This window comes from Streptomyces sp. L500 (genome assembly GCF_054551825.1).
In genome coordinates, this window is record NZ_JBTOLC010000022.1 from 21,881 (window position 1) to 34,182 (window position 12,302).

Here is a 12,302-nt window from a genome sequence, read left to right on the forward strand (position 1 = left end):
CCCGGGAAACAAGGCGGAGTTGCAGTGGTGACAGGGATCTGCTCCATGCGGTACTCCGGAACCCCACCGGCCAGGGAGGCCCCTCATGTCCGACCGCCTCAGCGCCTCGCTGTACCGGCGGCGCGTCGCCGTGCTGTGGGTGAGCGCCGTCGCCCTCGTCCTGGCCGGCCTCGGCGGACTGGGCGTCGAGAACCGGCTGGTCCACGGCGGGTTCTCCGACCCCGGCGCGCGGTCCTCCCACGCCGCGCGCCTGGTGGCCGAGCACTTCCCCGCCGCCGGCGACGACCTGGTGCTGCTCCTGCGCGGCACCGACCCCGTCGACACACCCGCGACGACCACGCTCGGCACGGAAGTGACCCGCCGCGCCGGACGGTCCCCGGGCGTACGAGCCGCCACCTCCTACTGGACGGCGGGCCGGCCCCCTTCGATGCGCTCCCGGGACGGCTCCCTCGGGCTCGTCACCCTCTCCCTGAGCGGGAACGAGGACGACCGGGCGCGGACCGCCGAGCGGCTGGTCCCGGACATCCGGCGGCACGCCGAGGGCCTGACGGTGATGGCGGCCGGACCCGCGCAGGTGCAGTCGGAGGTCGGCGAGCAGACCGCGCACGATCTCCTGCTGGCCGAGGCGGTCGCCATGCCGATCACCCTCGTCCTCCTCCTGCTGGTCTTCGGCAGCGCGGTGGCCGCCACCCTGCCCCTCGTCATCGCGCTGCTGTCGGTCCTGGCGACCCGGGCCGTCCTCAACGCCCTGGCGGGCACCGTGTCCATCTCCGTGTACTCGATGAACTCCACCACCGCGCTGGGCCTCGGACTCGCCATCGACTACAGCCTGTTCATCCTCGCCCGCTTCCGGGAGGAGCTGCGCACCGGCGCCACGGTGCGCGAGGCCCTGGTCCCCACCGTGCGCAGGGCCGGGCGGACCGTCGCGTTCTCCGCGCTCACGGTGGCCCTGTCCCTCGTCGCCCTGCTGGTCTTCCCCCAGTTCTTCCTGAGGTCCTTCGCGTACGGCGGGATCGTGGTGGTCCTCACCGCGGCGGCGGGAGCGGTCTTCGTCCTGCCCGCGCTCCTGGCCGTCCTCGGCCACCGGGTCGACCGCTACGACGTCTTCGCCCGACTCCGCTCGCCCGAGCGGCGCGCGGCCGCCCCGGAGAACGGGCGCTGGTACCGCTTCGCCACCGCCGTGATGCGCCGCCCGGCCCTCTACGGCGGGGGAGTGGTCGTCCTGCTGCTGATCCTCGCGTCCCCGTTCACCCGGGTCTCCTCCGGCCTCTTCGACGACCGCTCACTGCCCGCCGACTCCCAGGTGCACCGCGCCACCCAGACGCTGCGCGACCGGTTCGACGCCGGCGCGCTGGGCACCGTCCCGGTCGTCGTCCGGGGCGCGGGGCGGGACCTGGACGCCTACGCCCGCACGCTGTCCTCGGTCCACGACGTCCGGCAGGTGACCGGGGCCACCGGCTCCTACGCCGCCGGACGCAAGGTCCAGGACCCCGGGCCGGCCGCTTTGGTGGACGGCGACACCGCGCTGCTCTCCGTGGTCTCCGCCGTGGAACAGGACTCGTCCTCCGGTACCGCGCTCGTCCGCGCGCTGCGGAAGGCGGACCCGCCGGACGGGGCGGCGGTGTGGGTCGGCGGACGGGCCGCCGAGGTCGAGGACAGCACCGCCGCCATCGCCCGTGCCACCCCGGCGGCGATCGGCATCGTGGTGGGCTCCTCCCTGGTGCTGCTGTTCCTGTTCACCGGAAGCGTGCTGATGCCGGTGAAGGCGCTGGTGCTCAACACCCTCAGCCTCAGCGCCACGTTCGGGGCGATGGTCTTCGTCTTCCAGGAAGGCCACCTGGCGTCCCTGGTGGGCAGCCCGCTGCACACCGGCACACTCGACGCGACCATCCCGATCCTGACCTTCTGCGTGGCCTTCGGGCTCTCCATGGACTACGAGGTGTTCCTCCTCTCCCGGATCCGCGAACGCTATCTGCGCACCGGTGACAACACCGAGTCGGTGGCCTTCGGCCTCCAGCACACCGGCCGGATCATCACGGCCGCCGCCGTGCTGGTCGCCGTGGTCCTGTTCGTCTTCGCCATCTCCGGCGTGACGCTGCTGAAGCTGCTGGGCGTCGGCCTCGCGCTGGCGGTGGTCCTGGACGCGACCCTGGTCCGCGCCGTGCTGGTCCCCTCGTTCATGCGCCTGGCGGGCCGGGCCAACTGGTGGGCACCCGGGCCGCTGCGCCGTCTCCACGACCGGGTCGGGCTGCGCGAGTGACGGGGGCCCGTACCCGCCTCCGCCGGGGGTCTCCACCACGAGCACGTCGCCCGGCCGCACGTCGACCGAGTCGCAGCCGGCCATCGGCGTGGTGCTCCCGTCGGCCCGCTCCACGCGGTTCGAGCCGAGGGCGCCCGGCCGGCCGCCCGCCATGCCGTAGGGCGGGATCCGGCGGTGGCCGGAGAGGGTGCTCACCGTCATGGGCTCGCGGAAGCGGATCCGGCGGACGACTCCGTCGCCGCCGCGCCGGCGGCCGTCGCCCCCGCTGCCGGTGCGGACGGCGAACTCCTCCAGCAGGACGGGCAGGCGCCACTCGAGCACCTCCGGGTCGGTGAGGCGCGAGTTCGTCATATGGGTCTGGACCGCCGACGTACCGTCGAAGTCCGGGCCGGCGCCCGAGCCGGACGCGACGGTCTCGTAGTACTGGTGACGGTCGTTGCCGAAGGTGACGTTGTTCATGGTGCCGCTCCCCTCCGCCTGGGCGCCCAGGGCGGCGTAGAGGGCGCCGACGAGGGCCTGGGAGGTCTCGACGTTGCCGGCGACGATGGCGGCCGGGTGGGCGGGGGCGAGCATCGAACCCGGTGGGACGACGATGCGCAAGGGACGCAGACAGCCGTCGTTGAGGGGGATGTCCTGGGCGATGAGGGTGCGGAAGACGTACAGCACCGCCGCGTTCACCACGGCGGTGGGCGCGTTGAAGTTGGACTCCAGCTGTGGGGAGGTGCCCGTGAAGTCGATCGTGGCCGACCGCTGCCGGCGGTCGACCGTGACGCGTACGGCGATGACCGCGCCGGAGTCCGTCTCGTAACGGCAGTGACCGTCGGAGAGACCGGTGACGGCCTGCCGGACGGCCTCCTCGGCGTTGTCCTGGACGTGGCGCATGTACGCCCGCACCACGTCCAGGCCGAAGTGGTCGATCATCTTGCCGACCTCCTCGACGCCCTTGCGGTTGGCGGCGATCTGGGCGCGCAGGTCGGCCAGGTTGGTCGCCGGATCGCGGGAGGGGAACGGTGCCGACGCGAGGAGTTCCAGGGTCTCGTCCTCCCGGAACCGTCCGTTCTCGACGAGGAGCCAGTTGTCGAAGAGGACGCCTTCCTCGTGGATCTCGTGGCTGTTCGCCGGCATGGACCCCGGGGTGAGCCCGCCGATCTCCGCGTGGTGGCCACGGGAGGCGACGAAGAAGAGGAGCGCCGGGTCCTGCCCGTCCGGCCGTTCGTCGAAGACCGGGGTGATCACGGTGACGTCGGGAAGGTGGGTGCCACCGTGGTACGGGTCGTTGACGGCGTAGGACTCGCCGGGCCGCATGGTCCCGGACCGGCGGTGGACGACCTCCCTGACGGCGGTGCCCATGGAGCCGAGGTGCACGGGGATGTGCGGGGCGTTGGCGACGAGACCGCCTCGGGGGTCGAACAGCGCGCAGGAGAAGTCGAGCCGCTCCTTGATGTTGACCGATTGCGCGGTCGAGGCCAGCCGCGCCCCCATCTGCTCGGCGACGGACACGAAGAGGCTGTTGAAGATCTCGAGCATGACCGGGTCCGCCCTGGTCGCCACGTCGGCGTCCGGGGGCGCGGCGACCCGCTGGACGAGCAGGTGCCCGGCCTCCGTCACCCCGGCCCGCCAGCCCGGTTCCACGACGGTCGTCGCGTCCGTCTCGGTGATGACGGCCGGGCCGGTCACCGTGGTGCCGGGAGCCAGGCGTTCACGTTCCCGGTGCGGTACGTCGCGCCACGCGCCGTCCGTGTGGAGCCGGACGGTGCCGGAGCCGCCGCCTCGCGCGGAGGGCGTGCCGAGGGGGGTGAGGTCGGGCTGCGGGGTGAGGCCGGTGGCCTCGACGGAGAGCGCCTCGACGACGACGGGGCGGTCCAGCAGGAACGAGTACAGCGACCGGTGGCTCGACTCGAACTCCGCCAGCATGGTGCCCTGTTCGTCCATGTCCACGGTGACGGCGGTGTCCGTGCCGTCGTAGCGCAGCCGCGCGCGCCGGGTCACGCGGATCCGGTCCGCCGGGACGTCCTCGTCGTGGAGGACGGAACGGGTGGCGGCCTCCAGCTCGTCGGCCACGGTGCGGATCTGCTCCATGCTCGCCGCTTCGAGGGGGAGCTCCACCGACCGCTCCCGCAGGGTGGTGGTGTCGGCCAGGCCGATGCCCAGCGCGGAGAGCACCCCGGCCATGGGCGGTACGAGGACCGTGCGGATGCCCAGCGAGTCGGCTACCGCGCAGGCGTGCTGCCCGCCGGCGCCGCCGAACGTGGTCAGCGCGTACGCGGTGACGTCACGGCCCTGCTGGACGGAGATGCGCTTGACGGCGGCCGCCATACCGGCCACCGCCACCCGCAGGAAGCCCTCGGCGACCTGCTCCGGGGTGCGCCGGTCACCGGTGCTGTCGTGGATCTCCTCGGCGAGCTCGGTGAAGCGGCGGCGTACGACGTCCTGGTCCAGCGGCTGGTCGCCGTTCGGTCCGAACACGTGGGGGAAGTGGGCGGGTTGGACGCGGCCGAGCATCACATTGGCGTCCGTGACGGTCAGGGGACCCCCGGCGCGGTAGCAGGCGGGGCCGGGGTGTGCCCCGGCCGAGCCGGGGCCGACCCGGTAACGACCGCCGTCGAAGCGCAGCACGGAGCCCCCTCCGGCCGCGACGGTGTGGATGTCCAGCATCGGCGCCTGCAGCCGGACCCCCGCGACCTGGGAGGTGACCACCCGCTCGTAGGCGCCGGCGAAGTGCGACACGTCGGTGGAGGTGCCGCCCATGTCGAAACCGATGACCTTCTCGAAGCCGGCCAGTCGTGACATCCGGGCCATGCCGACGATGCCGCCCGCCGGCCCGGACAGGATGGCGTCCTTGCCGCGGAAATGGCCGGCCTCGGCCAGGCCGCCGTTGGACTGCATGAACATCAGGCGCACGCCGGGCAGCCGGTTCGCCACCCGCTCCACGTAGCGGCGCAGGACGGGGGACAGGTAGGCGTCGACGACGGCCGTGTCGCCGCGCGGCACCAGTTTCATCAAGCGGCTGACCTCGCTCGACAGCGAGACCCGCGGGAAGCCGATCGCCCCGGCCAGCTCCCCGATCGCCTCCTCGTGCCCGGGGTGGAGATGGCTGTGCACGCACACGACCGCGACGGCGCGGATGCCGTCGTCGTAGGCGCGGCGCAGGTCGGCGGCGAGGGCGTCCAGGTCGGGCGGGCACAGGACCTCCCCCTCGGCCGTCACGCGCTCGGACACCTCCACGACGCGCTCGTACAGGGCCTCCGGAAGGACGATCTCGCGGTCGAAGAGGCGGGGGCGGTTCTGGTAGCCGATGCGCAGCGCGTCCCGGAACCCCCGGGTGATCACGAGCACCGTCCGTTCGCCCTCGCGCTCCAGGAGGGCGTTGGTCGCCACCGTCGTACCCATGCGCACCGCTTCGACGGTGCCCACGGGAATCTCCTGGCCGTCCCGCAGGCCGAGCAGCTCGCGGATTCCCTCGACGGCCGCGTCGTCGTAGCGCGCCGGGTTCTCCGAGAGGAGTTTGCGGGTCAGCAGGCGCCCGTCCGGGTCCTGGGCGACGACGTCCGTGAAGGTCCCGCCACGGTCGATCCAGAACTGCCAGCCACGCCGCGATGCCTTCATGACGCCGGGGCCGTCTCCCGGAAGAGGGCCATGTGCAGGGCCACGGAGGCGGCCCGTTGCGCGCACTCGACGTAGCACCGGCTGAGCACCGACACGTCCACGGCGTCGACGACGTCGAGCGACGCGCTTTCCGACAGCAGCACGCGGCACAACCGGACGTGCTGGTCGGTGATGTCCGCCAGTCGGGCGTCCGTGCCCGGTGCGGCGGCGGGAGAGGCGACGGCGTCCCGCGCGCCGTCGATCAGCGCGAGGCAGTCCTCCCCGATGCCGCGCACGGCATCCCCTACCAGGCCGGGGAGCGGTGGCTTGGTCTGGCGTGCCCACGCGATGTCAGCCACCTGGCGGGCCAGCACGCCCATGCGTCCCACGTCCTCCCCGACGTACATGTCGGTGATGACGGTGCGGATGTCGCCGTCCTGGTCGGCACCCGTGGCCAGGCCCGCCGAGACGAGGTCCTCCGCTTCCTGCCACAGTTCCTCGAGCGCCCTGTCCACGGCGGCCATCTTCTTCTCGCCCTTGGCGGTGGGCTGGAACAACACGGTCGTGGCCTCGCTCAGCGCGGTGCGGGCCAGACGGAGCAGCTCGGCCACGCGCTCGAAGACGTCACCCGCGCCACCCTCCGCGCCTTCCGCGCTCACTCCGGCTCCGGGGCGGGCGTGTGCGGGACGGTGATGACGGGACACCGCGCGTGGTGCAGCACGCCCTGGCTGACGGAGCCGAGGACCATACCGGTGAAGCCGCCGTGGCCCCGGGTGCCCACCACCAGCCCCAGGGCATGGGCGGACGCCTTGGTCAGCACCTCGACGGGGTGCCCGGCCAGGAGCTCGTGGCGCACCTCCACCCCGGGGTGCGCCGGGGCCCGGTCGGCCACGGTCTCCGAGAGCAGGCGTCGGCACTCCTCCCGCGCGGCCTGTTCGTCCCGTACGTCGAAGTGCCCAGGCCACCACGCGTACACGGCCCTGAGCACGGCGCCGTGCAGGGCGGCCTCCTCAAGGGCGAAATCGACGGCCGCGGCGGAGTGGGGACTGCCGTCCACCCCGACGACGAAGTACGGCTCGTGCGTGATGTGCTCCGGCTCGGGTACGACCACCACCGGGCAGGACGCGTGGGCCATCAGGGGCAGCGCGACCGAGGCGGAGCCGAAGACCTCCTTCACCCGGCTCAGCCGCTGCGATCCCACCACCACGGCGGTGGCGTCCCGCGCCTGCTCCCGCAGCACCCACACCGGGTCCCCCTCGGCCAGCAGCCCCGACACCTCCACCTTCGGCTGCCGGGCCTCGCCGAACGCCGCCGCCTCCTGGAGCACGTGCTCCCCGGCCGAGTGAAGCGCCTCGTTCCACTCCTCCCAGGACGGCCGGACCTCGCGCCTGCGATAGCCGCGCGTGGGCGTTCCCTCCGCGTGGACCAGGCGCAGCGGCACCCCGCGCCGGGCCGCCTCGTCGGCCGCCCAGGCCAGCGCCGTCCGCATGGCGGGATCGGGGTCGACGCCGACGACGACCGGTCGGCGGTGCGCGGACGCGACCATGGCCACCTCCCAGCCGATCGTGCTTTCCGGGACCATCACCCATACTGGTGCAGTGGCGTGGCCCCTGCATGCCGGGTGGAAGAGGCCAGGTCAGAGGCCGGCCGCCGGGCAAGGGAACCTCTCGTGCGGGAGGAGCGGGCGTGATCACTCGAGTACGGCTGCCGCACCGGCACCTGGCCCCTCCGGCACGGCCCCGCCCGCCGGGGGAGCCGGCGAAGCCGCGCCCCCAGCCGTCGACGCCTCCCCCGTCCCCGTGGCGGCGCTGGATGCTGCCGCTGGTCCTGCTGAACCTCTTCCTGGTGGTCCTGCTGGCCCGGGGGCTCTCCGGCCCGGCCGCCGCGCGGCTCTCGTACAGCGACTTCGTCGGCAAGGTGGACGCCGGCCAGGTGAAGACGGTGGACATCGGGGACAAGGGAACCGTCGAGGGCACCCTCAACAACGGAAAGAAGTTCACCACGCAACTTCCCACGGCCCTGGGCACCGGCGGCCTCGAACAACGACTCCAGGACCGGCACGTGACCATCTCCGCCACGCGCAGCGGCGGCAGCGTCTGGACGTCCGTGCTCGTGGGCCTGCTGCCCTTCATCGTCCTGATGGGCATCCTCCTGTGGAGCATCCGCAGGACGGCGGGATCCCTTTCCGGAGGCATCAGCGCCATCGGCCGCTCACGAGCGAAGATCATCGAGGCCGAGCGGCCGACCACCCGCTTCGACGACGTCGCCGGGTACGACGGCGTGAAACAGGAGATCGGCGAGGTCGTGGACTTCCTGCGCAACCCCGGGCGCTACGCCGCCGCCGGGGCCAAGGGGCCGCGCGGCGTCATCATGGTCGGGCCCCCGGGCAGCGGCAAGACGCTGTTCGCCCGCGCCGTGGCGGGCGAGGCCGACGTGCCGTTCCTGTCGGTGACCGGCTCCGCCTTCGTCGAGATGTTCGTGGGAGTCGGTGCCTCACGCGTCCGCGACCTCTTCGACGAGGCCCGCAAACGAGCGCCGTCGATCATCTTCATCGACGAGATCGACGCCGTGGGCGGCCGCCGCGGCGGCGGCACCCGGCTCGGGGGCAACGACGAACGCGAACAGACCCTCAACCAGCTGCTCGCCGAGATGGACGGCTTCGACCAGAGCAGCGGCATCGTCGTCCTGGCCGCCACCAACCGCCCCGACGCCCTCGACCCCGCCCTGCTGCGTCCCGGCCGCTTCGACCGGCAGGTGACCGTCCCCCTGCCCAACCAGAACGAACGCGCGGCCATCCTCGCGGTGCACGCACGCGGCAAGACGCTCGCCGGGGACGTCGACCTGGACGCCGTCGCCCGCGCCACACCGGGGTTCTCCGGAGCGGACCTCGCCAACCTCGTCAACGAGGCGGCCATCAACGCCGTACGAGCGGACCGCGCCGTCATCACGGCCCACGACGTCGACACCGCGCGGGACCGGGTGCTGCTGGGCCGCCGCGAGACGTCGAACGCCCTCCTCCCCGAGGAGCGGCACTCGGTGGCCGTCCACGAATCCGGGCACGCCCTCGTCGCCGCCCTGTGCGAACACGCCGACCCCGTCGCCAAGGTGACCATCCTGCCCGCCGGGGTGACGCTCGGCGTCACCGAACAGCTCCCCGAGGCCGAGCGGCACCTCTACAGCGAGAGCTACCTCACCGACCTCCTGGCCGTCCGGCTCGGCGGCCGGGCCGCCGAGCTCGTCGTCTTCGGCGAGGGCTCCACGGGCGCGGCGAACGACCTGGCGGGCGCCACCCAGATCGCCACGCGCATGGTCAGGGAGTTCGGCCTCTCCCCGGCCTTCGGCCCGGTCGGCTACGCCTCGGGGACGCCGCAGTTCCTCGGCGAGGCCCCACCGGAGGACCTGCTGCGCAGGCCCTACTCCGAACAGACGCAGCGGATCGTCGACGAGGAGGTGTCCCGGATGGTCCGGCGCTCCGAGGACCGGGCGCTGGCCCTGCTGCGGGACCACCGGGCCGCCCTGGACCGGCTGGCCTCGCTGCTCGTCACCCATGAGACGGTCGACGGGACCGTGGTGCTGGACGTCCTCCGGGAGGAGGGCCCTGCGGCCCATGCCGCGTCCGGTCCGGAAGAGGGACGATGAGGAGAGAGCCGGTATCGGCCGGCCCCGGCCCCGCGGAAGGGAGATCCCGGTGACAGCAGTCCCCACCCTGGACGACGCCGTCGTGTCGGAGCTGGTCGGTGAGGCGGTGACCGCCCCCTCCATGCACAACGCACAACCGTGGCGCTTCACGTACGCGCGGGGCAGCGGCACGCTGCGCCTCTACGCGGACCCGGAACGGGGCATGCCCCACTCCGACCCCGACGGCCGGGCCCTGCACATCGGATGCGGCGCCGCGCTGTTCAACCTGCGCGTCGCCCTCGCCGCGGCCGGCTTCCACGCGGGCGTCACGCTCCTCCCGGACCCCGAGGACCCCGGCCTGCTGGCCCTCGTCCGCACCACGCCGTCCGCGGACGGCTCCGCGGACGGCTCCGCGGACGGCGAGGACGCCGCACTCCGGTCGCTCGGGCCGGCGATCCGGCGACGGCACACCAGCCGGTACCCGTTCGCCGAGAAGCCGGTCCCCGAGACCGTCCGCACCGCCCTGGCCGACGCCGCGCGACAAGAGGGAGCCGTGCTCTCCTTCCCCGAGTCCTGGCAGGCACGCTGGGTGGCGGAACTGGCCGACGAAGCCGAGGCACGCAACCTCACCGACCAGGGCAGCGAGCAGGATCTCGCCCGATGGACGCGCATCGGCGCCGACGAGGCGGACACGGCGACCGACGGCGTACCGGAATACGCCTTCGGGCCGCGCAAACACGGCGGGAGAGCGCCGGTGCGCGACTTCTCGGGCGGACAGCCGGTGGCCGATCGCGGCACGACACCGTTCGAGGAGGACCCCCACCTCGCCGTGCTCGGCACGGACGGCGACCAGCCGGTCCACTGGCTGATCGCGGGACAGGCCATGCAGCGCGTGCTGCTGGTCGCCACCCTCAAGGAGCTGGCCACCTCCTTCTCCACCCAGGCCCTGGAATGGCCCGACCTGCGCTGGCCCCTGCGCGACCCCGTCACCGGCAGCGGTCACATCCAGATGATCCTGCGCATCGGCTACGGCCCGCAGGGCCCGGCCACGCCGCGTCGCCCGGTACGCGACGTCCTCGTCATCGACGACTGACCCCGGCCCGGCCGGCGGGCCCTCGGACGGGGAGTCGCCGGTCAGGACGGCGCTTCCCGGGCGTCGATGGTCCGCCCGGTGACCTGGCCGGGGCGGACGCGGATCCACAGATCGCGCCTCCCACCGGCCCAGGGCCGCGCTCCCGGGCGGGTGGCGAGGGCTTCGACGACGTCCGGGTCGGTGATGTGTTCCGCCGTACCCGTGATGAGGACGCTCCAGCCACGGCTGACGTGCGCGTCGATGTGGTCGGCCTCGAACGCGAGCGGCCCCCCGCCGTCCGCCGCCGCGGGGCCTCCCACCTCGGTCCGGTAGACGACGGTGCGGCCGTCGACCAGGAAGTTCACGGGCAGCACGACAGGGGTGGACCCGACGGTCAGGCCCACCCTGCCGATGCCGTGGGTGCCGAGCCGCTGCCAGCAGTCGTCCTCGGAGAGGCGCGTCAGCAGATGACCGGCACCGGCGGGCCGCTGCCCGGGCGCCGCCTCGCGCGGGCCCTGGGTGAGTTCGTCATAGGGCATCTCCAGGGCGGCGGCGAGGCGCAGAAGGCCGGCGGGGTCGAAATCTCCGCTGAACGTCTCGAGCTGGCTCAGATAGGGGACGGACATACCGGCGCGGCGCGCCACCTCCTCGCGGCTCAGCCCCAGCTGCTCGCGGCGCACCGCACACCGCGTGGCCACCGTGTCCTCGCCCGGGCCGGTGCCGGAGTCACCGGGGGGCGGTCCGCCGTCGTGCATCGTCCCAGCCTCCACGCGGCCGCCTCGGTCGGCCCCAGCCGTCGGCCCCTTGCCCGTCGGCCGCCCTCCCAGGGGAACAGGACGCGACGGCTCGTGCCAGCGCTGCGCCGCCGTCCGGGCACGGCCCGCGCGCACGGTCTCACCGGTGCGGCACCACCGCGACGGGGCAGGCGGCCCGGTGCAGGGCGGTGTGGCTGACCCGCCCGAGCTGCAGGCCGTGCCGGCCCTGTCGCCTGGTGGCGCCGAGTACGAGCAGGTCGGCGTCGGCGGCCGGGCCGAGCAGCATCCGGTGCGCGGGGCCTTCCAGCACGGTGCGGGTGACGGACACCCCCGGGTGCTCGGCCACGGCCTCCTCCAGTACCTCGGCCAGGATGGCGGTGGCCTGTTCCTCGTAGGCCCGGGCGGTGGCATCGAGCACGGTCAAGGGGTCCGCCGACGGCGGGGGAGCCCGCCAGGTCCGTACGGCCTCAAGCCCGCAGCCGCGTGCCTCGGCCTCGCGCAGGGCGAACCGTACGGCGGCGGCGCCCTCGTCCGCCTCGCCCACGCCGACGACGATCCGATCGCTCATGCCCTTGACGTTGTGCTCCTCGCCGCGAACGACGACGACCGGGCAGTGGGCACGGCCCGCCACCGCGAGGCTCACGGAGCCCAGCAGGAACGCCTTGACAGCGCCCCGCCCGGACGAACCGGTCACCAGAACCGCCGCGTCGAGCGACTCCCGCACCAGTGCCGCCACGGCCTCGTCCGGCAGGGCCACGGCGTCCACCGGCAGTTCGGGGGAGAGCCGCCGGGCCCGCTCCTCGGAGGAGGCGATGATGTGCTGCTCCGCCATCTCCTCCGCCTGTCGCTCACCGGTGAACGAGGGCACCGTCCCTTCGTAGCGCTCCCACAGCGACGCGTGGACCACGCGCAAGGGGAGCCGGAGGCGGGCCGCTTCCGCCACGGCCCAGTCCAGGGCGACGAGACCGCCGTCCGACCCGTCGACGCCCACGACCACAGGACGCTCCATCGT

At 73.6% G+C, this 12,302-nt stretch carries 7 protein-coding genes and 1 pseudogene; 3 read left to right on the forward strand and 5 right to left on the reverse strand.

Annotation, left to right across the window (positions count from 1 at the left end):
- Window positions 1-85: 85 nt before the first annotated feature.
- Window positions 86-2,260, forward strand: coding sequence for an MMPL family transporter (locus ACX9I7_RS20530; protein ID WP_459388127.1), 2,175 nt, complete (start codon window positions 86-88; stop codon window positions 2,258-2,260).
- Here ACX9I7_RS20530 and ACX9I7_RS20535 read toward each other — a convergent pair.
- From ACX9I7_RS20535 to ACX9I7_RS20545, 3 genes and pseudogenes are all read right to left on the reverse strand, one after another.
- A pseudogene (locus ACX9I7_RS20535) lies at window positions 2,240-5,866 on the reverse strand (hydantoinase B/oxoprolinase family protein); the annotation flags it as partial. The gene ACX9I7_RS20530 and the pseudogene ACX9I7_RS20535 overlap by 21 nt on opposite strands.
- Window positions 5,863-6,504, reverse strand: a complete 642-nt coding sequence (locus ACX9I7_RS20540; protein ID WP_459388128.1) for a phosphate signaling complex PhoU family protein — start codon at window positions 6,502-6,504, stop codon at window positions 5,863-5,865. The pseudogene ACX9I7_RS20535 and the gene ACX9I7_RS20540, both read right to left, overlap by 4 nt.
- On the reverse strand, window positions 6,501-7,427 hold the full coding sequence (locus ACX9I7_RS20545) for a universal stress protein (RefSeq protein ID WP_459388129.1): 927 nt from the start codon (window positions 7,425-7,427) through the stop codon (window positions 6,501-6,503). Before ACX9I7_RS20545 ends, ACX9I7_RS20540 begins: the two co-directional genes overlap by 4 nt.
- 104 nt (window positions 7,428-7,531) lie before the next feature.
- Here ACX9I7_RS20545 and ftsH point away from each other — a divergent pair, with 104 nt between their 5' ends.
- On the forward strand, window positions 7,532-9,484 hold the full coding sequence (gene ftsH / locus ACX9I7_RS20550) for an ATP-dependent zinc metalloprotease FtsH (RefSeq protein WP_387570669.1): 1,953 nt from the start codon (window positions 7,532-7,534) through the stop codon (window positions 9,482-9,484).
- 49 nt (window positions 9,485-9,533) lie between these two features.
- Window positions 9,534-10,556, forward strand: coding sequence for an Acg family FMN-binding oxidoreductase (locus ACX9I7_RS20555; protein WP_459388130.1), 1,023 nt, complete (start codon window positions 9,534-9,536; stop codon window positions 10,554-10,556).
- 41 nt (window positions 10,557-10,597) lie between these two features.
- On the opposite strand, the gene ACX9I7_RS20560 is transcribed toward ACX9I7_RS20555, so the two are convergent.
- Together ACX9I7_RS20560 and ACX9I7_RS20565 are read right to left on the reverse strand one after the other, a co-directional pair.
- On the reverse strand, window positions 10,598-11,290 hold the full coding sequence (locus ACX9I7_RS20560; protein WP_459388131.1) for a pyridoxamine 5'-phosphate oxidase family protein: 693 nt from the start codon (window positions 11,288-11,290) through the stop codon (window positions 10,598-10,600).
- Window positions 11,291-11,429: 139 nt separating this feature from the next.
- Window positions 11,430-12,299, reverse strand: coding sequence for a universal stress protein (locus ACX9I7_RS20565; RefSeq protein ID WP_459388132.1), 870 nt, complete (start codon window positions 12,297-12,299; stop codon window positions 11,430-11,432).
- Window positions 12,300-12,302 lie beyond the last annotated feature (3 nt).